The sequence below is a fragment of the Sphingomonas sp. AOB5 genome (assembly GCF_029433115.1).
Lineage (GTDB): Bacteria > Pseudomonadota > Alphaproteobacteria > Sphingomonadales > Sphingomonadaceae > Sphingomonas.
The window spans coordinates 1-21,320 of sequence record NZ_JARNTV010000041.1 but is presented as its reverse complement, the minus strand read 5'-3'; the positions used below and the strand labels follow the sequence as shown (position 1 = coordinate 21,320).

At 64.9% G+C, this 21,320-nt stretch carries 24 protein-coding genes; 9 read left to right on the top strand and 15 right to left on the bottom strand.

Going from position 1 to position 21,320, the window contains the following annotated elements; genetic code table 11:
* Positions 1–2: 2 nt before the first annotated feature.
* Positions 3–1,208 carry an aminotransferase class I/II-fold pyridoxal phosphate-dependent enzyme gene (locus tag P1X14_RS15490; RefSeq protein ID WP_277316296.1) on the bottom strand — a complete coding sequence of 402 codons (1,206 nt, stop codon included), beginning with the start codon at positions 1,206–1,208 and terminating at the stop codon, positions 3–5.
* A 149-nt stretch (positions 1,209–1,357) separates the two neighbouring features.
* Here P1X14_RS15490 and P1X14_RS15485 point away from each other — a divergent pair, with 149 nt between their 5' ends.
* On the top strand, positions 1,358–2,659 hold the full coding sequence (locus tag P1X14_RS15485; RefSeq protein WP_277316295.1) for a phospholipid carrier-dependent glycosyltransferase: 1,302 nt from the start codon (positions 1,358–1,360) through the stop codon (positions 2,657–2,659).
* A 142-nt stretch (positions 2,660–2,801) separates the two neighbouring features.
* Here P1X14_RS15485 and P1X14_RS15480 read toward each other — a convergent pair whose 3' ends face one another.
* The 3 genes from P1X14_RS15480 to recO are packed head-to-tail and all read right to left on the bottom strand — an operon-like array spanning position 2,802 to position 5,744.
* Positions 2,802–3,905 carry a glycosyltransferase family 2 protein gene (locus P1X14_RS15480; RefSeq protein ID WP_277316294.1) on the bottom strand — a complete coding sequence of 368 codons (1,104 nt, stop codon included), beginning with the start codon at positions 3,903–3,905 and terminating at the stop codon, positions 2,802–2,804.
* On the bottom strand, positions 3,902–4,954 hold the full coding sequence (gene leuB / locus P1X14_RS15475) for a 3-isopropylmalate dehydrogenase (RefSeq protein ID WP_277316293.1): 1,053 nt from the start codon (positions 4,952–4,954) through the stop codon (positions 3,902–3,904). Before leuB ends, P1X14_RS15480 begins: the two co-directional genes overlap by 4 nt.
* A gap of 58 nt (positions 4,955–5,012) precedes the next feature.
* The gene (recO, locus tag P1X14_RS15470; protein WP_277316292.1) at positions 5,013–5,744 is read right to left on the bottom strand and encodes a DNA repair protein RecO; all 732 of its coding nucleotides are present in this window, start codon (positions 5,742–5,744) and stop codon (positions 5,013–5,015) included.
* Between the two features lie 196 nt (positions 5,745–5,940).
* On the opposite strand from recO, the gene P1X14_RS15465 reads away from it, so the two are divergent.
* Positions 5,941–6,306: a hypothetical protein gene (locus P1X14_RS15465; protein WP_277316291.1), complete on the top strand. Its 366-nt coding sequence runs from the start codon at positions 5,941–5,943 to the stop codon at positions 6,304–6,306.
* Positions 6,307–6,315: 9 nt separating this feature from the next.
* Here P1X14_RS15465 and P1X14_RS15460 read toward each other — a convergent pair whose 3' ends face one another.
* Genes P1X14_RS15460 through uvrC form a run of 4 tightly spaced genes read right to left on the bottom strand, consistent with a single transcriptional unit; the run spans position 6,316 to position 10,801 of the window.
* Positions 6,316–7,248 carry a GNAT family N-acetyltransferase gene (locus tag P1X14_RS15460; protein ID WP_277316290.1) on the bottom strand — a complete coding sequence of 311 codons (933 nt, stop codon included), beginning with the start codon at positions 7,246–7,248 and terminating at the stop codon, positions 6,316–6,318.
* Between the two features lie 5 nt (positions 7,249–7,253).
* Positions 7,254–8,207 (bottom strand): polysaccharide deacetylase, encoded by a 954-nt coding sequence (locus tag P1X14_RS15455; RefSeq protein WP_277316289.1) that lies wholly within the window; start codon positions 8,205–8,207, stop codon positions 7,254–7,256.
* A gap of 41 nt (positions 8,208–8,248) precedes the next feature.
* Positions 8,249–8,869: a DUF4760 domain-containing protein gene (locus P1X14_RS15450; protein WP_277316288.1), complete on the bottom strand. Its 621-nt coding sequence runs from the start codon at positions 8,867–8,869 to the stop codon at positions 8,249–8,251.
* A gap of 9 nt (positions 8,870–8,878) precedes the next feature.
* On the bottom strand, positions 8,879–10,801 hold the full coding sequence (gene uvrC / locus P1X14_RS15445; RefSeq protein ID WP_277316287.1) for an excinuclease ABC subunit UvrC: 1,923 nt from the start codon (positions 10,799–10,801) through the stop codon (positions 8,879–8,881).
* A gap of 128 nt (positions 10,802–10,929) precedes the next feature.
* Between uvrC and P1X14_RS15440 the strand changes: the two genes are divergently transcribed.
* The 5 genes from P1X14_RS15440 (at position 10,930) to P1X14_RS15420 (ending at position 14,243) form a co-directional block, all read left to right on the top strand.
* Positions 10,930–11,955, top strand: coding sequence for a DUF6882 domain-containing protein (locus tag P1X14_RS15440; protein ID WP_277316286.1), 1,026 nt, complete (start codon positions 10,930–10,932; stop codon positions 11,953–11,955).
* 54 nt (positions 11,956–12,009) lie between these two features.
* Positions 12,010–12,756, top strand: a complete 747-nt coding sequence (locus P1X14_RS15435; RefSeq protein WP_277316285.1) for a methyltransferase — start codon at positions 12,010–12,012, stop codon at positions 12,754–12,756.
* Positions 12,757–12,861: 105 nt separating this feature from the next.
* The gene (locus tag P1X14_RS15430; RefSeq protein ID WP_277316284.1) at positions 12,862–13,290 is read left to right on the top strand and encodes a surface-adhesin E family protein; all 429 of its coding nucleotides are present in this window, start codon (positions 12,862–12,864) and stop codon (positions 13,288–13,290) included.
* A gap of 34 nt (positions 13,291–13,324) precedes the next feature.
* Complete coding sequence (locus P1X14_RS15425) at positions 13,325–13,771, top strand: surface-adhesin E family protein (protein ID WP_277316283.1); 447 nt, start codon at positions 13,325–13,327, stop codon at positions 13,769–13,771.
* Between the two features lie 34 nt (positions 13,772–13,805).
* Positions 13,806–14,243, top strand: coding sequence for a surface-adhesin E family protein (locus P1X14_RS15420; protein ID WP_277316282.1), 438 nt, complete (start codon positions 13,806–13,808; stop codon positions 14,241–14,243).
* 66 nt (positions 14,244–14,309) lie between these two features.
* Here the strand turns inward: P1X14_RS15420 and P1X14_RS15415 are convergent, their stop codons facing one another.
* From P1X14_RS15415 to P1X14_RS15390, 6 genes are all read right to left on the bottom strand, one after another.
* Positions 14,310–16,169 carry a CHASE3 domain-containing protein gene (locus tag P1X14_RS15415; protein WP_277316281.1) on the bottom strand — a complete coding sequence of 620 codons (1,860 nt, stop codon included), beginning with the start codon at positions 16,167–16,169 and terminating at the stop codon, positions 14,310–14,312.
* Between the two features lie 141 nt (positions 16,170–16,310).
* Positions 16,311–16,949, bottom strand: coding sequence for a hypothetical protein (locus P1X14_RS15410; RefSeq protein WP_277316280.1), 639 nt, complete (start codon positions 16,947–16,949; stop codon positions 16,311–16,313).
* Positions 16,942–17,433, bottom strand: coding sequence for an ATPase (locus P1X14_RS15405; protein WP_277316279.1), 492 nt, complete (start codon positions 17,431–17,433; stop codon positions 16,942–16,944). The genes P1X14_RS15410 and P1X14_RS15405 overlap by 8 nt, the downstream gene beginning before the upstream one ends.
* Positions 17,434–17,486: 53 nt before the next feature.
* Entirely contained in the window at positions 17,487–17,714 is a 228-nt protein-coding gene (locus P1X14_RS15400) for a F0F1 ATP synthase subunit C (protein WP_044330387.1), read from the bottom strand.
* Positions 17,715–17,761: 47 nt separating this feature from the next.
* The gene (locus P1X14_RS15395) at positions 17,762–18,544 is read right to left on the bottom strand and encodes a F0F1 ATP synthase subunit A (RefSeq protein WP_277316278.1); all 783 of its coding nucleotides are present in this window, start codon (positions 18,542–18,544) and stop codon (positions 17,762–17,764) included.
* Between the two features lie 36 nt (positions 18,545–18,580).
* Positions 18,581–18,898 carry an AtpZ/AtpI family protein gene (locus tag P1X14_RS15390; RefSeq protein ID WP_277316277.1) on the bottom strand — a complete coding sequence of 106 codons (318 nt, stop codon included), beginning with the start codon at positions 18,896–18,898 and terminating at the stop codon, positions 18,581–18,583.
* Between the two features lie 207 nt (positions 18,899–19,105).
* Here P1X14_RS15390 and radC point away from each other — a divergent pair, with 207 nt between their 5' ends.
* Entirely contained in the window at positions 19,106–19,786 is a 681-nt protein-coding gene (gene radC / locus P1X14_RS15385) for a DNA repair protein RadC (RefSeq protein WP_277316276.1), read from the top strand.
* Between the two features lie 57 nt (positions 19,787–19,843).
* Entirely contained in the window at positions 19,844–20,302 is a 459-nt protein-coding gene (locus P1X14_RS15380; protein WP_277316275.1) for a hypothetical protein, read from the top strand.
* A 65-nt stretch (positions 20,303–20,367) separates the two neighbouring features.
* Here the strand turns inward: P1X14_RS15380 and P1X14_RS15375 are convergent, their stop codons facing one another.
* Positions 20,368–20,922 carry a hypothetical protein gene (locus P1X14_RS15375; protein WP_277316274.1) on the bottom strand — a complete coding sequence of 185 codons (555 nt, stop codon included), beginning with the start codon at positions 20,920–20,922 and terminating at the stop codon, positions 20,368–20,370.
* Between the last annotated feature and the right edge of the window lie 398 nt (positions 20,923–21,320).

The window sequence follows — 21,320 nt, the reverse complement described above, 5'->3', positions numbered from 1 at the left end:
GATCACAGGCCGACCACCTTTAGTGCCTGATCGAGATCGGCGATCAGATCTTCGGGATCCTCGAGGCCCACGTTCAGGCGCAGCATGCCCTCGGTCACGCCCATTTCCAGGCGCTTGTCCTCGGCGACGCTGCTGTGCGTGGTCGATGCCGGATGGGTCATCAGCGAGCGCGAGTCGCCGATATTGTTCGAGATGTCGATCAGCCCCAGCGCATCAAGCAAGCCGTGCGCCTGCTTCCGGCCCTCGACTTCGAACGCGAAGATCGGGCCGCAGGCGTCCATCTGGCTCATCGCCAGATTGTGCTGCGGATGGCTGGGCAGGCCCGGATGCAGGATGCGCGGCACGCGGGTTTCGAGGAAGCTGCCGACCTTCAGCGAATTCTCGCTCTGGCGGCGGATGCGCAGGTCGAGCGTCTCCAGCCCCTTCAGCACCACCCAGGCATTGAACGCGCTGAGCGTCGGCCCGGTGTTGCGGGTGAAAGGCAGCAGCACATTGTCGATGAAGTCCTGCGTCCCGCACACGGCACCCGCCAGCACGCGGCCCTGCCCGTCCATCATCTTGGTGGCGGAATAGGCGGTCACGTCGGCGCCGAACTCCATCGGCCGCTGCAGCGCGGGCGTGGCGAAGGCATTGTCGACGACGCTCAGGATGCCGTTGGCGCGGGCGATGTCGCACACTGCCCTCAGGTCCACCACGTCCATCGTTGGATTGGCCGGGGTCTCGAAGAAGAACAGCTTGGTCTCGGGGCGGATCGCGTCCTGGAACTGCTGCGGATCGCGGGCATCGACGATGGTCACGCAGATGCCGAAGCGCGGCAGCAGCGTATCGGTCAGCCAGCGGCACGAACCGAAGGCGGCACGGCCCGCAACGATATGGTCGCCGGTCTGGAGCTGGCACAGCAGCACCGCGGTCATCGCCGCCATGCCTGTCGCCATGGTGCGGCACGCCTCGGCACCCTCGATCAGCGCGATGCGCTCCTCCAGCATCTGCACCGTCGGGTTCTGCAGCCGCGAATAGGTCATGCCGACCTGATCGCCCGAGAAGCGCGCAGCGGCGTCGCCCGCGCAATCATAGGCATAGCCCGAGGTGAGGAAGAGCGCTTCGCTGGTTTCGCCGAACTCGGAACGCGCGGTTCCGCCGCGGATCGCCCGGGTTGCGGGCTTCCAGTTCTGGGTGACGCTACGGTCCTGGCCGGTATGACGCTTCATGGCAGCCGCTTTGCGGCGGGGGAGCCGCCCGCGTCAAGCATGGCGCGGATCGGCGGTGTCCGAAGCGGCCACCCGGCACCGTACGAAATCCACCGGCATGGATCAGGATTGCGCTTTTTGTCGGCCAAAGGACCGGCTATCGATCCGCCATGCTCGATCGCATCAAGGCCCTGGCCGATCGCCCGCTGCTCCTCGCCGCCCTGATCGGGCTCGCCGCGTTGCTGCTGTTCGGCTTCCATATCGGCCAGCCGACCATCCCCTTCTTCGACGAGGAACATTACGTCCCCGCCGCGCGCGCGCTGATCGAGCTGGAATTTCCGCGCAACACCGAACACCCGCTGGTCGCCAAGCAGATCATCGCCTGGGGTATCGAGCTGTTCGGCGACGATCCGTTCGGCTGGCGGATCATGTCCGCGGTCGCGGGCGCGATGACGGTGGTGGGCGGTTTCACCTTCATGCTGTTGCTGGCGGGCGCGGTTCGCCCCGCGGTGATCGCCGCGATCCTGCTGATGCTGAACCAAACGCTGTTCATCCAATCGCGGATCGCGATGCTAGACATCTTCCTTGGCGTCTTCATCCTGTGGGCGATGGTCGTGTTCCTGTGGGCAATGCGCGGGGAGACGACGAAACAGGTGCTTTGGCGCTGGATCGGCGGCAGCGTGCTGCTGGGCCTCGCGGTCGGCGTGAAATGGGCCGCTATCCCCTATGTCGCGCTGGCGGGCCTTGCCTTCATCGTGATCCGGGTGCGCGACGCGGTCCACGCGAAGAAGCCGGTCACCACGGCACTCGGCGGCAAGGGCCAGCCGCACTGGCAGGGTCTCGCCACCATCCCCGGCCTGTTGCTGATGGGCGTGGTCAGCATCGCGGTCTATCTGTTCACCTTCGCCCCGGCCTTTTTCTACGCCTTCGAACCGATGACGCTGGAAACGCTGATCCCGTACCAGCAGGCGATGTACGCGGCGCAGACCCAGGTGCTGAGCCACCACACCTATCAGTCCGACTGGTGGAGCTGGCCGATCATGGAGCGGCCGATCTGGTATCTCTACGAATATAACAACGGTGCGCAGCGCGGCGTGCTGCTGATCGGCAATCCGATGATCATGTGGGGCGGGCTGATCGCGGTCGGCTATTGCCTGTGGAACTGGTTCCGCACCCGCGCGATCCTGCCGCTGGCGATGGCGCTGCTATGGATCGCGTCGCTGGCGATCTACATCGTGATCCCGAAGTCGCTCGGCTTCTTTTATTACTACCACCTCTCCGGCATCTTCATCTGCTTCGCGCTGCCGGTGGCATTCGATCGCTACGATGCGGGCCGCAAGCGCGGTTACGAGGAATGGTTCCTCGCCGCCGCATTGCTGTTGTTCGTCTATTTCTACCCGATCATCTCCGCCATGCCGCTATCGGACGGGCGTGCGTTCGAACACTGGATGTGGTTCGACAGCTGGCGCTGAAACATCTCAATCCTCCCCCGCCAGGGGGAGGTGTCGCCGCAGGCGACGGAGGGGGCGGACTCCAAACAAGCGTGATTGACCACCTCCCCCTCCGTCAGGCTTCGCCTGCCACCTCCCCCTGGCGGGGGAGGATATAGGAGCTTCAATACCTTCCCCAAGTGAAGCGCGACGACAGCACGAAGTTCCACACCGCCGACACCAGAATCCCAGCCAGCGCCGCGAAGCGCCAGTCGCCATGCTGAACGTCGTGCATGAACGAAGCCACGCCGACATTGGCCACCGCGCCCACCGCGCAGACCAGGCAGAACGACACCCAGCCGCCCAGCAACGCCTTCGCGCCCTTCAGCCGTTGCTCGCGATAGGTCAGTGCGTTGTTCAGGAAGAAGTTGAAGGTCATCGCCACCAATGTTGCGACGATGGTCGCCGCGACGAAATTGGTCAGGTTCAGCCCGAACAGCAGCCCCAGCACCGCGAAGTGCACCCCCGCGCCCAGCGCCCCGATCGCAGAGAACATCGCGAAGCGCACCGGCACGATATTACCGAACATCCGGTCGTACAGCGCGATCAGATATTCCATCGCCACGACGTGATCGAGCTTGCTCTCGCCCAGCTCGCGCGTGCGGAACACATAAGGCAGCTCGAGGAATTTCAGCGGCTTCGGGCTGGCGGTCATGATGTCGAGCAGGATCTTGAAGCCGATCGCCGACAGGATCGGCACCATCTCGCGCAGCACGCTGGCGCGGATCATGAAGAAGCCGCTCATCGGGTCGCTCAGATCGGCCTTCAGCACCTGCCGTGAAAGCCTTGTCGCGAAAGCCGATTTGGCCACGCGATCCTTGTCCCACTCGCCCGTGCCGCCGCCATCGACGAAGCGCGATCCGACCACCACGTCCAGCGCATCGTCGGCTTCCAGCGCATCGAGCATCTTCGGCAGCAGCGTCTCGTCATGCTGCATGTCGCCGTCGATCACCGCCACCATCGGCGCGGCGGTGGCGCACATGCCCTCGACACAGGCCGAGGAAAGCCCACGCCGCCCGATCCGCTGAATCACCCGAACCCGGCTGTCGGCCCGGCCCAGCTCGCGCGCCGCATCCGCGGTGCCGTCCGGGCTGTTGTCGTCCACGAAGATCGCTTCCCAATTGCGCCCCGCCAGCGCCGCGTCGAGCGCAGCGATCAGGCGCGGCACATTGGCGCGCTCGTTGAACGTCGGGATGACGACCGCAAGTTCGAGCAGGTCAGGCTTCACGCCAGCGCCTCGATCACCGCATCGCCCATCGCGGTGGTGGACAGGGTGCCGCCCAGATCCGCGGTGCGCGCGCCATCGTCCAGCGCCTTCGAGACTGCCGCCTCGATCCGCTGCGCCGCGGCTTCGTCGCCCAGCGAGTGGCGCACCAGCATCGCCGCCGACAGGATCGCCGCGCACGGATTGGCCTTGCCCTGCCCGGCGATATCCGGCGCCGAGCCATGGATCGGCTCGTACATGCCATTCTCGCCCACCCAGGCGCGCAGCGACGCGGAGGGCAGCATGCCGATCGATCCCGCGCACATGCTGGCCTGATCGGACAGGATATCGCCGAACAGATTGCCGGTGACGATCACGTCGAACTGGGTGGGTGCGCGAACGAGCTGCATCGCGGCGTTATCGACGTACATATGTGTCACCGCGACTTCAGGATATTGCGCCGACATCTCAATCACGACATCGCGCCACACCTGCGACGTTTCCAGCACGTTCGCCTTGTCGACCGAGCACAGCTTGCCCTTGCGGCGCTTGGCCATCTCGAAGCCCACGGTCGCGATGCGGCGGATCTCGTAATCGGCATAGGACATCATATCCCAGCCCTGCCGCTGGCCGTTGTCCAGCACGCGCTGGCCCTTCTCGCCGAAATAGACATCGCCGGTCAGCTCGCGGACGATCACAATGTCGAGGCCGTTGACCACCTCGGGCTTCAGCGACGACGCATCGGCCAGCGCCGGGAAGATCGTAGCGGGACGGATATTGGCGAACAGGCCCAGCTCGCTGCGCAGGCTCAGCAGCGCGGCTTCGGGGCGCAGATGGCGCTCCAGCTTCTCGTAGCGCGGATCGCCGATCGCGCCGAACAGGATGGCATCCGCACGCTTGGCCAGCGCCAGCGTCGCCTCGGGCAGCGGGTGGCCGGATGCGTCATAGCCCGCGCCGCCGACCGGCGCTTCCTCATAGTCGAGGCCCGGCACCACGATCTCGAGCACGCGGCGTGCCTCGGCGGTGACTTCGGGGCCGATACCGTCCCCACCCAGAACTGCGATCAGCGGCATTCGACTTCCTTCAGGCTAAGGTCGGGGAGGACGAAGCGCCATTACCGCGCTGTGCCAGTTACGCAACTGCCCGCTTCAGCCGATCGACCAGCCGCTGCCGCGCGGCCAGCGCATCGGCGCCCTTGCCGATCATCAGGTCGCGCTCGAGGAAATGGCCGGTGATGCGCAATCCGTCGAGGATATCCTGCCACTCCGCCTGCCCGCCTTCGGTGAGGAAGGGCGGCAGCCGGAACAGCCGGTTCTCGTAGCCCGAGGCCCCAGCCCGGCTCACCGCCGATCCGCTTTTCGGGCTGACAAAGGCGAGATCGGTGGTGCCGCCGGTCGCGGCGCAGGTCTCGAGGTCCAGTCCGAAGCCGAGCTCGGCCAGCATCAGCAGCTCGTAGCGCACCAGCGCCACCGCCCATCCCCGCGCCGCCGGCGCCGCTTCCACCGCGGACAGCACCGCATCGAGCGCGCTGTGGAGTTGGGGGTAGGCCAGTCCCTCGGGCAGCGCCGCCGCTGTCAGCGCAGTCGCCCAGTCGAGCGCGGCGGCGGGTAGCGGCTCGCGGAACATCGGCGCGCGGCTGTGGATCAGCTCGACGGTCATGCCCGGCAGCTGCTCCTCGGTCCGCGCCCGCCAGTCGCCCAGCACCAGATTCGCAGGTTGCAGCACCGGCTTGAGCTTGCGCGACCGCCCGCCGCGCACATAGCCGGCCAGCATCCCGTCGCTCTCGGTCATCGCGCGCACGATCGCCCCATGCTCGCCATGCGCGCGGACGCTCAGGATAATGGCTTCGGCGCGCAGATGCATGGGGATGCCTTACCCAATCCTCCCCCGGAGGGGGAGGGGGACCGTCCAAAGGACGGTGGAGGGGTAGTCGCCACAAGCAACCGGCATCGCTCGCGGAGACTACCTCTCCACCAGCTTCGCTGGTCCCCCTCTCCCTCCGGGAGAGGATTTCGAAGATGCCATTGCCCTGAGCAAAACAATCCGGCAGCCTCCCGGCATGGCACTCTGGCTGCCCCTCGCCATGCTCGCCCTTGCCGGACAGGATACCGGGCCCGCGCCGTCGCTGCCGAGCTGGAGCGACGTCTCCTACGCCCATTCCAACTATGCCTATGTCCCGCCGGCCTGCGACGCGGACGGCAACAATTGCGAGGAGTTTGGCTCGGGCCTGGTGCTTATCCCGGTCAAGGAAGTGCGCTGCCGCCTTATCGCAAGAAACAAGGCACGCTGCCGCTACCTTGCCAATGGCAAGCCATGCCGCGTCGACCTTCTGTATTTCCGGTCCGGAATCGCGCCCTACTACGGCAAGCTCGGCTGGTATGAAGCCGAAGCGGTCGAACGGTCGCAGGTCCGTTGCCGGTCCTGAACGCAAGCCTCAGCCCCGCCGGACCTTCTTCGCCAGCTTCTCCAGCCCCACGCCGGTCACCGCCTTCTTGGCCAGCGCCACGCCGCCGTTGAACCCGCCCAGCGCCACCGTCGTCAGCCGGTTGGCCAGCGACGGCCGCAGCAGCAGCAGGTCGACGCACGGCACGCCGCCGGTGGCGAACTGGCGCTTGTGCTGCCCCTCGCCTTCGGTGAAGTCGAACCGCGCGAAGCGGCCTTCCTCGAACATGTCGCGCATCGCTTCGAGTTGAAGCACCGCGCCCGGCGACAGGTCGTTGAACGCCGGATCATGGCCGACATGGGCATAGATCACCGTGCCATCCACGACCGGGCAATAGAGATAGGCCGCCGGATCGCCGCCGATATAGAGCAGCCACGCGCGGACCTGATCCGCCGCCGCCAGTGCCTGCATCGAATCGATGAACGCCTGGCTGTCGGGCAGGCCAGATCCCAGCAGGCGCTCCTGATAGGTCCGCAGCGAGATCTTGCGCGCCACGTCGTGAAACGCCTCCATCTCCTCGGGCTTGCGGAAATGGCGGATATCCAGATCGCCACCACTCTCGGCCGCGATCTTCTTCGCCTTGCGCTTCACGCCCTGCCGCGCGCTGGACGAAAGCCCGGCGAGCCAGCCTTCGAACCCGACGCCGAAATCGATGAAGTACCGCGTATAGCGCTGCCGCACGAAGGGCAGCATCCCGCCCGAGGCATAGACCATCGCTTCCTGCCGGTCCTCGGGCAGCGAGGTGATGGTATAGCCATGCGCGTCGCGCGACATTGCCGGCAGCTGCGGCAACCGCCCCTCACGCGCATCGTCGAGGCTCAGCGGCACGCGGACAAGGCTGCGCGAGATCGCCATCAGCGTGCGTGCGCCGACTTCGAACTTGAGCGGAACGGGCCGCGCGGCGGCTATGGGCTGCTGGCTCATCGCATTCACGCCGCGCGTTCCTCGACCCAGTTCGACCAGAGTTGTTCGGCCTGACGCAGCCGGGTGCGGATCATGCTCGGCCCCAGTGGCGCGTCATGCTGGCCCAGCGCCAGTTCGGGCCGGTCGGCGAAATGGCTGGTGGTCATCACGCCCTTGCGATCCGAAAGGATGCGGCAGAGCGTTTCGAAACGGCGGACATGCACGCCATTTGGCCGCGTCCCCGCACGGTTGGCAAGCTCGAAGCTGTGGCCGACGATGGTCACCGCAACATGTTCTTCGCGCGCGGCATGGTCCAGCGCGGCGCGCATTTCGGCGGCGGACAGCGCACAGATCTGGAAATGGCGCAGATGGCCCTTCTGATCCTCGATCAGCGTCACCGGCACTTCGGTCACGCCCAGATGCTTCACCGGCGCGATCTGTGTGCGATCCAGGCTGATCGCGCTGGGCCAGGGATGCTCGGACCCGTTATGGCTGCTGTCGTAAAGGAAGCCGAGTTCGGCCAACGCCAGCAGCGTGTCGTCGCTCGCCGAATAGCTGCCCGAACGGAACGCCACCGGTTCCGGCGCGCCCGCCGCGGTCAGCATGTCGGAAGCGCCCGCCAGCAGCTCGCGCTGCTCGTCATAACTGTAATCGATCAGTTCATAGGCGGCATAGGCCGCGCCGCGATCGCCCACCTTGGCGCCGGCCCAGTTGGGGTGAAGGTGCAACTGCACTTCCTGCCCGGCGTCGAGGATCTCGCCGACAACGCGCTTCATCCACTCGGTGCCGAACAACAGGCACGGCATCGGATCGACAAAGAATGTCGCCTTCAGCCCCGCCCCGCGCAGCTGCGCCAGCTGCCACCCGATCCCCACCCCCGCCGGCTCCAGCGAACGCTGGACGATGGTGACGGCATCGAGGCCAGAGACGTGGTGACGCCACATCAGCTCGGTATCGATCGTGATGAAGACCCGGGTCATGCCGCTGCATTAGACCAGGGCGGTGAAGAAAGGGAAAATACTCAGCCCGTTGTCGAAGCCGCGCCATCAGGGCCGGCAACGACATCGGGTTCGAATGCAGGCTGAGACGGACGCCGGCGTTTGGCCAGCCGGACCGCATCCTTCGACCACAGGCAGGCAAGCCATTCGAAATTCTCGTAAGTCGTGGCATCGTAACGCCACCGGCCGATGTTCGAATGCAACCGCCATCGCTCGCGTTCTACAAAGTCGGCGGCGGCATTCCAGTCGCGGACAAAAGCGCCGCCCATCCATTTCCGATATACTGCCGGGTCCAGAAGCTTGCGGCGAATGCCCAGCGCCACGACTTCATAATGGTTGAGATATTCGATCAGGACTGTCCGGTCTTCGTGCAGGGTTCCCGTATCCGGATGACAGATATGCTTGATTCCACCCGATCGTCGCAATTCAGAGAAACGGCGATTGAGGAGCATATAGGATGCGGTCTTCTCAACATTGATGATGACGTCGAACGTCGCCTTCCGCCGCGCGATCCTGATCTGAGCGCGGTTTATCATGAATGTGATGTAGGCAGTCATCAGACCCACATAGAGTGGAATCAAAAGAGGATTGCCCAATAGGACAATCAACCAGTCCAGCGACTTCTGAATTCCCCCCGAATCCATCGGGAGTATTTAACTCGAATGGAAGTAATCGTAAAGCTGCTGCGCCATCGCCTTGCTGACCCCTGGCGCCTTTTGCAGGTCCTCGAGGCTCGCACCGCGGACCGCGCGGGCAGTGCCGAAGTGCATCAGCAGCGCCTTTTTCCGTGCGGGGCCGATGCCGGGCACTTCGTCCAGCGGGCTGGCGCCGATCGCCTTGCTGCGCTTCTGCCTGTGCGCGCCGATCGCGAAACGGTGGACCTCATCGCGCAGGCGCTGGAGATAGAACAGGGTCGGGGAATTGACCGGCAGGGTCAGTTCGCGCCCGTCCATAAGGTGAAAGACCTCGCGGCCCTCGCGGCCATGGTCCGGCCCCTTGGCGACGCCGACCAGGCAGACATCCTCGATCCCCAGATCCTCCAGCACGCCCAGCGCAGCGTTCAACTGGCCACGGCCGCCGTCGATCAGCACCAGATCGGGCCAGTCGCCCTGCGTGCGGTCCGGATCCTCGGCCTGCGCGCGGGCGAAGCGGCGCGAGAACACTTCGCGCATCATCCCGAAATCGTCGCCCGCGATGGTCTCGGCACGCTTGATGTTGAACTTGCGATACTGGCCGGTGCGGAACCCCTCGGGCCCCGCCACCACCATCGCGCCCAGCGCATTGGTGCCCTGGATATGCGAGTTGTCGTACACCTCGATCCGGTCGGGCGGCTCGGGCAGTTCGAACAGGTCCGCCACCTCGGCCAGCAGTTTCGCCTGCGTGGTGCTTTCCGCCAGCCGCCGGTCGAGCGCTTCCTGCGCATTGCGCTGCGCCTGCTCCATCAGCCGCCGCCGCGTGCCCCGCTGCGGCACGCTGAGCGCCACCTTGTGGCCGGCGCGTTCCGCCATGGCTTCGGCCAGCAGCTCGGCCTCGGGCAGGTCGCGATCGACGAACACGTTCCGCGACGGCGGCACTTCCTCATAGAATTGCATCAGGAAGGCGCTGAGCACCTCATCCTCGGGCACGTCGCTGGTGTGCGCGGGGAAGAAGCTGCGATGCCCCCAATTCTGGCCGCCGCGAATGAAGAAGGCCTGGATGCCCATCACGCCATTCTTGTGTGCCATCGCGAAGATGTCGGCATCGCCCACCCCTTCGGCGTTGATCGCCTGGCTGCCCTGCACGAAGGTGAGCGCCTTCAGCCGGTCGCGGAGCACCGCGGCCTGTTCGAAGTCCAGATTCTCGGCCGCCGCCTGCATCGCTTCGCCCAGCTTCGCCTGCACCTTGGTCGACTTACCCTGCAGGAAGTCCTTCGCGTCGGCCATCAGCTCGGCATAGCCCGCCTCGTCGATCCGCCCGACGCACGGCGCGGAGCAGCGGCGGATCTGGTACAGCAGGCACGGCCGGTCGCGGGTCGAGAAGAAACCGTCGGTGCAGCTGCGCAGCAGGAACAGCTTCTGCAGCGCGTTGAGCGTCTTGCGCACCTGCCCCGCGCCCGCGAACGGCCCGAAATAGTCGCCCTTGGCCTTGCGCGCGCCGCGATGGAGCTGGACCCGCGGAAAGGCGTGATCGCCACGCAGCAGGATGAAGGGGAAGCTTTTGTCGTCGCGCAGCAGCACGTTGTAGGCGGGGCGGAAGCGCTTGATCAGCTGCGCCTCGAGCAGCAGCGCCTCGGCTTCGTTGTTGGTGGTGACGATCGTCATCGACCGGGTCTGCGCCACCATCCGCTGCAGCCGCTTCGACAGGCGCTGGACCTGGGTATAGTTGGTCACCCGGTTCTTCAGCGCCCGCGCCTTGCCCACATACAGCACGTCGCCGCGCGCATCCTGCATCCGGTATACGCCCGGCCGCGCGGGCAGCGTCTTCAGCACATTGCGGATCGCCGCCACGCCCGCGTCGAGATCGGGCGTCCCCTCGCCGCGCACGGCATAGGTCGCCTTTTCCTCGTTGAAGCGATTGGGGGAATTGGGGTCGGACATCTGTCACGCTGATCTAGGATAGGCATTGCGGGTCGGCAACGGTGCAGGAAACGCTTCCACGACCGGCGTCGACCCGTCATCGTCATATTGTTGGCTGGATGCACTTTTGCTCGAGCACACTGACAGGAATGGCCGTGCTGGACTGGCTGCGTAAATTGATGACCGGCGACCAAGGCGCCGCTCCCCCCGGAGCAAAGGTCGAACGCGACGCGCTGGGCCGCGTCACCCGAGTGGATCAGACGCTCTCGTTGTTCGGCGGTGGCGGAACAACATATCCCCGGCTTGCCCCGGTCGATGCATTTGCGCCGCGCTTGCGCGAGGCTTGTGCATGGTTGACCAGCCAGAACATCCTGCTCGCGCGCGAGCACGCGCTGGGCCTTGAGCAGGACTACACGTTCGATCAAGACACCGGAGAGCTGGTGTTGCGTTTTGGCGAGGGTCACGCGTTGGTACTCCGCGCCGAAGTCCTCGGCAGCTTCGATCCGAGCGACCGCAGTTTCATGTGGGGCTGGGCCAATCCGTCGATTGTGTCTGATCGTGAAGCCGACGCCACCCGCCTCAAAGCAGATGGCGAAAGGCTAGGGCTCGCTGCGCTGACAACACCGGTGCAGATCGTGACGTTCGACGAATTGCAGCCGCTGATCGCGCTCGCCGCGCATGATGCCGGGGCCGATGGCGTTTACCGTTGCATCGTGAATGACAGCAGCTCGGTGTTCCTCAGCATTCGGATTGAGAGCGCGCCGACAGACATCTCGAACACAAACTCCGCCCTGTTCGACGCCGCGCGGGACCTGGCTGCTCGCTACGATGCCGAAATGCTGGCCCTCGACCTAGAATATCACGAACGTTCCGGTGAAGAAGATATACTGGGACCGCTGATCGACCGTAAAATGGCGGTATACAAGCGCTATTGGTCGCGCGACGACAACTATTGGAAACCCTGCTCCACGGGATGGCCGTCCGATCACGATCCCGACACCCGAAAACTGCATTTCTCCGCCCCGCACCCCGCTGGCGGCGCGCTGGATATCGCCATCGGCAAGACCTTTGGCCAGACCGCCTATCGGATCGAGCTGGTTGATGGCGTACTGAGGATCACCGACAATCTCATCGAGTGGGGCGACGGGTTAATCTGGCCAGACGCGCCACCTTGAACCATCACGAACATGTGTCATAGTGCAGTAAAACACCCACAGGAGAGAGTCGCCATGAAGCTGTTTCTCGCCACCGCGCTGCTGTCGATCGCCGCACCCCTCGCCGCCCAAGCCCAGTCGGTATCGCCCGCCATTACCGCCGCGCTCGCCGATCCGGCCCGCCCCCAGGCCGAAAAGGACCGCGACGCAGCGCGCCATTCGGGCGAGATCCTCGCCTTTGCCGGGATCAAGCCGGGTGACAAGGTCGCCGATTTCCTGATGGGCGGCGGCTACTGGACCCGCATCCTCTCTCCGCTCGTCGGCGCCAGCGGCCATGTCTATGCCTATCAGGCCGCCGAGTTCATCACCTATCGCGCCGATTATGCGAAGGAACAGGATGCCGCGGTCGCGGGCTACAAGAATGTCACGCCGCTGCGCATGAGTCTGGCTCAGATCGCCTTTCCGGAATCGCTCGACGCGATCATCACCGTCCAGAACTATCACGATCTCCACCTGAAATTCGCTCCGCCGGGCGCCGCCAAGGCGATCGCGGGCCAGCTCTTCGCTTCACTCAAACCCGGCGGCGTGCTGCTGGTGATCGATCATGTCGCCAACACCGATCCGGGCTTTGCCGCACCGGATGCGCTCCATCGTATCGATCCCGCCGCGGCACGCGCCGAGCTGGAAAGCGTGGGCTTCGTGTTCGAGGGTGAAAGCCCGTTGCTGCGCAATGCCGAGGACCCGCACACGACCAATGTGTTCCACCCCTCGATCCGCGGCCGCACCGATCAGTTCATCTACCGCTTCCGCAAACCGAAATAAGGTGACCACGGCCGGAGCGATTTCGGTACGATAGCAGCGCGATACGGTCTTCCGTTCACACCCGCACCGTGGCAGGATAGCTGCGCGTTTCGTGGGGGATCGATCATGCATGCCATTTCCGGCCTCATTGCCGCCGCGCTGCTGTCCGCTCCGATGCCTGCCGCTGCCGCCGACTGGTGGCGCGTCGTCTCGAACGAAAGCGGCAAGACCTATATCGATCTGGGCAGCCTGAAGAAGACCGGCACCTGGACCCGCGTCGATCAGGTCATGGTCTATCCGGTCGCGTCGCCCACGACCCGGGTCAAGTCGGTCGCCACCATCGTCGAGTTCGACTGCAGCCGCCGCGTCGCGCGCTACCGCCTGTTCCGCGCCCAGGACGATAGCGGCGCCGAACTCCATAACCTGACCGATCCGGATCAGCTCGCCGAGCATGACGCCGGCAAGAATACGGTCGGCGGCGACGCCCTCGATTTCGTCTGCAACATCAGCCGCGAACGCGCCGTTCGCGTCGCAAACCCGTTCACCGATCGCTGAACACTTCAATCTGGCCATAAGAAGGAAAACAACGATGCGTATGCTTGCTGCCGCCGCCCTGATTGCGGCGATGCCCTCCGCCACGGCTTCGGCTCAGGTCATCCAGGACTGGATGAAGGTCGGTGGCAACGACCAGATGATCGCCTATGTCGACGCCACCTCGATCGTCCGCAACGGCGACAAGCGCACGGCGATGACCTTCTCGGGCTATTCCAAGGCGCTGGGCGACACCAACGTCTGGTACACGGCGGTGAAGATCGAATATAATTGCCGCGCCAAGACCTTCCGCACGCTGGAATACACCTATTACGGCCGCGACCGGCAATCGATGGGCACCGAGGCTTCGTTCACGATCAACGAGAACCGCACGCCGGGCGCCGGCAGCATCGACGAACGCTATTACCTCTATGTCTGCCAGGGCCGCAACGGCACGCCGTCGATCAGCCCGTTCCGCGACACCGAAGCGAATTTCCCGCGCTGATAACCACACCGTTCCAAGGATAAGGAGAGATACCATGCGTATGTTGATGGCTGCCGCACTCGCGGTAACGATGCTCCCCGCCGCCGCTTCCGCCCAGAGCTGGGCACGCGTCGGCAGCAACGATCAGATGACCGCCTATGTCGATGGCAGCTCGCTGCGGGTTGCCGGCGGAAAGACCACCGCGCTGACCTTCTCGGGCTATGCCAAGGCGCTGGGCGACACGCCGGTTTGGTTCACCGCGGTGAAGGTCGAGTATAACTGCTCGGCCAACTCGTTCCGCACGCTCGAATATACCTATTACGACAAGAGCGGGAACTCGCTGGGCACCGAAGCCTCGTACACGATCAACGAGATTCGCACGCCCAACCCCGGCAGCATCGATGAAACGATGATGCGCTATTCCTGCACCAAGGCCGGCGGCACGCCCGTCAGCGATCCGTTCGCCGATACCCGCGCACGCCTGCCGCGCTGATCGGACCATCGAACGAAAAGGGGCCTGCGCCACGACGGCGCAGGCCCCTTTTTCATGCCCGAAGGTTCAGGCTTCGGCGTCGATCACCTGCCGCACCTTCGTCGCCAGCTGGGCGACGGTGAAGGGCTTGGCGAGGAAATGGACGTCATGGTCCAGCACGCCGTTATGGACGATCGAGTTGCGCGTATAGCCGGTGGTGTAGAGCACCTTCAGCCCCGGCCGGATCGCCGCCGCCCGCTCCGCAAGCTGGCGCCCGTTCATCTCAGGCATCACCACGTCGGTGAACAGCAGGTCGATCCGCGGCTCGGACCGGATCAGTTCCAGCGCCGCGTTGGGCGTGCCCGCATGCACCACCGAATAGCCGAGTTCGCGCAGCGTCTCGACCGACAGCTGGCGCACCCGCTCCTCATCCTCGACCACCAGCACCGTTTCGCCGCTCTTCGCGCGCGGCAGATCGCCTTCGTGCGCCACGGTCGTCACCTGTTCGGCCGCGCCGAAGTGACGCTTGAGATAGAGCTTCACCGTCGTCCCGACGCCCGGCTCCGAATAGATCTTCACATGGCCGCCGCTCTGCTTGACGAAGCCGAACACCTGGCTGAGGCCCAGCCCGGTGCCCTTGCCCACCCCCTTGGTGGTGAAGAAGGGATCGAAGGCACGCTCGATCACGTCCGCAGGCATGCCGATGCCGGTATCGGTCACGCTGACCATCACATATTGGCCGGGCGTCACTTCGTTGTGAGACGCGGCATAGCCTTCGTCGAGATGGGTGTTGGCGGTCTCGATGGTCAGGCGGCCGCCCTCGGGCATCGCATCGCGGCCGTTGACGCACAGATTGACCAACGTGCTTTCCAGCTGACCCGCATCGATGAATGCCGGCCACAACCCACCCGCCAGTACGGTCTCGAACTGCACCGTCTCGCCGATCGTCCGGCGCAGCAGCTCGCTCATCCCGCCGACCAGCTTGTTCGCGTCCAGCGCCTGCGGAGCCAGCGGCTGCTGGCGCGAAAAGGCTAGCAGCCGCGCGGTCAGCTGTGCCGCGCGCTCGGCGCCCTGCATCGCATTGTCGATGCTCGCCTCGGCCTTGCGCGGGTCCTTGGCCATGCGCCGCTTCGCCATGTCCAGCGATCCGATGACGATGGCGAGCATGTTGTTGAAGTCGTGCGCGATGCCGCCGGTCAGCTGGCCGACCGACTCCATCTTGTGCATCTGGCGCACCTGCGCCTCGACAGCCTCGCGCTGCGCCGCTTCCTCCATCAGCCGGGCATTGGCCGTTTCCAGCGCCTCGCCTGCGGTGATCGCCGCGGTGGCGCGCTCGCGGGCGTTGCGGGTGGCGAACCAGGCCAGCAAGGCGGTCGCGACCAGGCACAGGATCAGCCACACGCTCAATTGCCACGCCTGGCGCTGTACCGTCGCGATCCGCTGATCGAGCAATTGGCTCTCGGCTGACAGCATCTCCGCGATCGTCGCGCGCGATGCATCCATCAGCGGCTTGCCGACCCCGCCGCGCATATCCGCGCCGGGCTCATAGGACAGATCTTTCGCACGCCCCACACCGATATCGAGCCGCGCCACACGGCGCTGGGCAAGATCCGCAAGCCGATCGTGCCGCGCCAGCTGCGCGGGATTGTCCGCCAGCAGATCCCGCAGCGTCTGGAGGTCGACCGTGAGCCGCTTCTTCCCCTCGATATAGGGCCGCTGATACTCGGGATCTCGCGTGATCAGATAACCGCGCTGTCCGGTCTCGGCATCCTGAAGGTCGGACAACACCGCGCGCAGCTGCTCCTGCGTGCGCAGCGTGTGCACCACCCAGCGTTGCGACTGCTGCTGTTCGCGGAACAGCCACAGCGTCCCCAGCACCGCCGAGGCGAGCAGGACGAAGCCGATAACGAGTGCGATCAGCCCGAGGTCGCGGCGGGTGTTGGCCATGCCCCGGTCTTACGGAATTTTACGTAGGTGGCAACGGCTTGGCGCCGATATTGCGATATTCGTGCGCACTGCGAACCCGCCAGATGCGCGAACGCCCCGGCGTCTCCACCGGGGCGCTCCGCTTGTCCATCGTGGCTCGCTTCAGTTGATGCGTGCCAGCCCGGCAATGGTCTTGTCGACCAGCGGCTTGTCGGCAGCCGCGCCATGCTTGTCCGCGATGATCGCGGCAGCAGCCTTGGCGGCGACATCGGCGGTCTTTGCGCGGATCTCGGTGATCGCGGCACGCTCGGCGGCGGCGATCTTGTCCTCGGCCATCTTGGTGCGGCGCGCGGTCAGGTCCTTCGCATCGGCTTCCGCCTTGGCGATCACCAGCGCGGCTTCCTGATCGGCATGCGCCAGCATCGCGGCGGTTTCTGCCTCGGCACCGGCGATCTTGCGGGCATATTCGTCGCGCAGCGCCTCGGCCTCGGCGCGCAGCGCCTTGGCTTCCTCGAGCCGCGAACGGATCGCCGCGATCTGGCTGTCCAGCCCGCGGGTGATCAGGCCCGGAACCTTCTTCCAGATCAGGATGCCGATGAACACCGCCATCGAGATCGAGACCCAGATGGTCGCGTCGATGCCGAAAATGTTCGGCTCGGCATGATGGCCCTCGCTCGGGCCGCCATGCTCGACGGTCACGGCGTGCACGCCGGTATCGGGAACGGGCATGCCCTTGCCGTGCTCGGCTTCGCTCAGATTGTGCGCGACCATCGCGTCGGCCGCCTGATGCGCATTAGCCATTGAGCACCGCCTTCACTGCCTTCTTCGCGTCCGCATCGGTCACCTTCGCGCCGGCGATCCGGGCAACGATGTCCTGCGCGGCATCCGCCGCCACGGCTTCGATCTCGGCAGCTGCAGCAGCGCTGGCTTCCGCGATCTTGGTCTCGGCGGTGGTCACCTTCGCCTCGATCTTGGCATTCGCCTTGGCGAGGGTCTTCTCGGTCGCGAGCGCGGCCTTGGCGCGGGCTTCGCCGACGCGCTTCTGGGCCGCTTCGCGTGCCGCATTCTCACGCAGCCGCCACGCTTCTTCCTGCTCGTCGGCAGCGGCGCGCGCGGCCTCGGCGGCGGCGAGATCGTCGGCAACGCTCTTGTCGCGCTGATCGACGGTCGACACGACCTTGGGGAGCATCATCTTGCCGATGACGAAGAAGACGATCCCGAACGTCAGCAGCAGCCAGAACAGCTGCGACGCGAAGGTCTCGGCGAGTTGGGAGATCTGTGGCATTTCAATCCTACCGGATGCGGGCCGGCGCTAGGGCCGGCCCGGATCGGAGAAAGTTAGGCGACGAAGATCAGGATCATCGCCACGACGAACGCGAGCAGGCCGAGAAGCTCGGCGGCCGCGAAGCCGATGAACAGACGGCCCTGCTGGCCATCGGCCGCACCCGGATTGCGCAGCGCGCCTTCAAGGAACGAACCGAACACGTTGCCCACGCCGATGGCGGCCATGCCGGCGCCGATCGCCGCGAGACCCGCACCGATGAGCTTTGCTGCTTCTGCGTCCATTTCAAATCACTCCTGCGTAAATTTCAGTTGGTTGGTAACGAAAAAACTCAGTGCAGATGCTCGGCGTCGTGGATGTACAGCGACGTCAGCAGCGCAAAGACATAGGCCTGGATACCGGCAACCAGCACTTCGAGTGCCGACACGCCGACCATCAGGGTGAAGCTGGGAATGCCCACCACGCCGCCCCACAGGGCGCCGGCATTGGCCGAATTGATCACGAAGCCCGCAAGCACCTTCAGCAGGATGTGGCCGGCGATCATCGCGACGAACAGTCGCAGGCCGAGGCTGAAGGGGCGGAACAGGAACGACACCAGCTCGATCGGGAAGATGATCAACACCATCGGCAGCGGCGTGCCCTTGGGCACGAACAGGCTGAAGAAGTGGAACCCATGCTTCCAGAAGCCCACGATCAGGACGATCGAGAAGCTCATGATCGCCAGCGCACCGGTGACGGTGAAGTGGCTGGTGAAGGTGAAGGGATGGATGCCGAACAGGCCCAGCGGCAACAGCCCGAGCAGGTTGGCGAAGAGGATGAACATGAACAGCGAGAAGATATAGGGCAGGTACTTGCGACCGCCCTTGCCGATATTGTCGTCGACCAGCTTGCTCACGAAACCGGTGAAATTCTCGACCAGCATCTGCCAGCGGCCCGGAACGACCTGCTGCTTCATGCCGCCCAGCATGAACACCCAGAGCACGACGACGGCCGCGCACATCCACAGTGCCGAGTTGGTGAAGGCGATCTGATGGCCGGCGATATTGAAGCCGTCCCAGATCGTCTGCACCTCGAACTGGTGCATCGGGTCGATCTTGCCTGATTCAGCAGCCACGCTTGGTTCCGTCCTGTAACCAAAGCGCCCGAAGCGTCACTTCGAGCGCTGGTTTGAAATCCTGATGATGTTCCTGAAGGCGCTGGCGATTCCGAGGAACAGCAGCACGAGCAGGAGCCAGGGCGAGGTTTTGAACCAATAGTCGAGCGCACCGCCGACTACGGCCCCTCCGACCATTCCCCCGACCAGTTCGGCCAGCACGCGGTTGCCGAGACGGTATCCGTCGTCGCCCTTGCCCCGTGCCTCGCCGTTCCTGGTCGCCTCTTCCGATTTTGCCTGCCGCAATCTCGCGTCGAGCGAGGTGAGGCGAGCATCCTCCTGAAGGGGTTCCGGTCCGGGTTCGTTTTCAGCCATTTCGCTTCTCCTCCAAACCGTTTCGGACCGGGGCCAAGCGCATGTGCCGAGGGCGAACCCGCCAAGGCACGCGCGCTTTAGGAAGGGGTGATCCCCGAGTCAACACCGGCATGCTGCGCCGCGGCGCAAGCGGGCCACTAGCCCTCTCCCACTTTCGCGGAAGAGGAGAGATTGCGCACGCGGTCACCCCTCTGTTACGCCTCCGGCATGTCCGATGCACCCGACAATAACGGCCACCGTGCGCGCCTGCGCCGGCGGTTGTTCGAAGGCGGGCCGGATGCGCTGCAGGATCATGAGCTGGTCGAATATCTCCTCGCCCTCGCCATCCCCCGGCGCGATACCAAGCCGCTGGCCAAGGCGCTGCTGAAGGAATTCGGCGGCATCGCAGGCGTGCTGACCGCCGATGCCGAGCGGCTCGCCCGCGTGTCCGGCATGGGCGAAACTTCGGTCGCCGCGCTCAAGGCCGCGCATGCCGCAGCCCTCCGCCTCACGCGCGCGCAGGTGACGGAACAGCCGGTCCTGTCCAACTGGCAGGCACTGCTCGACTATCTGCGCGCGGACATGGCGCACCATGCGATCGAGCGGGTCCGGGTCCTGCATCTCAATTCGAAGAATCTGCTCATCCGCGACGAGCTGATGAACGAAGGCTCGGTCGACGAGGCGCCTGTCTATGTCCGCGAAGTGATCCGCCGGGCGATCGATCTCGGATCCTCGGCGATCATCCTCGTCCACAACCATCCCTCGGGCGACCCCTCCCCCAGCCGTGCCGATATCGAGATCACGCGGCAGGTGATCGAAGCTGGCAAGCGGCTCAACATCGCGGTGCACGACCATATCGTCATCGGCAGCGGCGGCCATGTCAGCCTGCGCGCGCAAGGACTCATCTGAGATATTGCGGTCTCGCGTCACGCCGGGCTAGCTTCGTTGTCGAGGGAGAGACTTGACATGATCCGCACCACGCTTGCCGCACTGGCCATCTGCGCCGCCACCGCGACCACCGCCGCCGCGCAGGACACGCAGAGCTATCGCTATCTCGGCAAGAACGAGCTGGGCGCCGCGATGGTCGGCAGCAACGTCACCGGCGCGCAAAACGATCGCTGGGTCAACATCGTCCTCGCCGCCACGACGGTGCGGCCGACCGGCGCGGACAATTACATCTTCCGCTTCAACGCCAACTGCACAAACCGCACTTTCCGCTACGCCTATATGGAAGCCTATCTCGGCAGCGATAAGATCGGCGAGCAGGAAGGCACCACCGATTTCAGCACGGCCGAACCCAACTCGCTGAACGAGAACGCACTCGATTATGCCTGCAACGGCACCCTCGCATCGGGTGACAACACCGTGACCAATGGCATCGCCGCTGCTCGCACCTATGCGTTTGGCAAGGCACGCGGAAACTGACCTCATGCAAGAACGGCCGCCACAAGGGCGGCCGTTCCATGGCGATCTGAAGATGCGTTCCCGGCTTACGAAGCCGGTTTCGGCGTCAGGAATGCCGTCAGCTCGACTGCATTGATCTTCGCATTCTTGTCCGTATCGGCCTGGGTGAAAGCCTGGGTCAGCCAGGTCTTGCCTGCCGGCGATTCGGCGACATAGCCGGGCTCTGCCGCCTTGCGCAGCGTGTTCATCCAGGTGTCGAACTCGGCCTTGTTCAGCACGCCGTCCTTGTCGACGTCATAGGTGGCGAACTCGGTGTTCACGACCTGCGCGACCTGCGTCTGGTCGGTGGCAGGCTGGGCCGGAGCCGGCTCAGTCACCGCAGCAGTCTCGGCCGGAGCCTGAGCGGGTGCTGCGGGCTCGGTCGGCGCAGGCTGTTCGGCGGTCTGGGCCGAAGGCGGCGCGCTTTCCGGCATGCCGGTCGCGTCCTGCGCCGGCTGGGCGGGTTCGGCCTCGGGCGCAGTCTGCGCGGGAGCCGGAGCTTCAGCAGGTGCCGGAGCGGTCGTTTCGCTCGCCGGAGCGTCCTGTGCAAATGCCGGCGAAGCGATCGCGACAGAAGTGGCAAGAAGAACATATTTCAACATGTCAAATTCCTTTGCGACCTATAGTGAAGATGAGAAATAATTGAGAGAACAACTCTCGCATTCTCACTATCAACCCATGAATAGCCTCATAGTTTCGCAATTATCATCATCTCACCGCTGATTGATTTCATCTTATCGCATTTGTCTTCCCATGTGTTGTTCCGGCAACGCTGCGGCCGAAACGAAAACGGCCGCCGGAGCTGAACTCCGACGGCCGCCTCGCCATGATGCGAACGATCAGTCCGGCTTGGGCTTCTTCTTGTCCGCGGCCTCGGGTTCGGCGGTCGCTTCAGGAGCAGGGGTCGGCTCCGGCGTCGGCGTCGCCTCGGGTGCGGGAGGAGCCTCCGGCGCCGTGGTCGTGGCTTCCGGAGCCGGTGCCGCTTCCGGCGCGGGGGGGG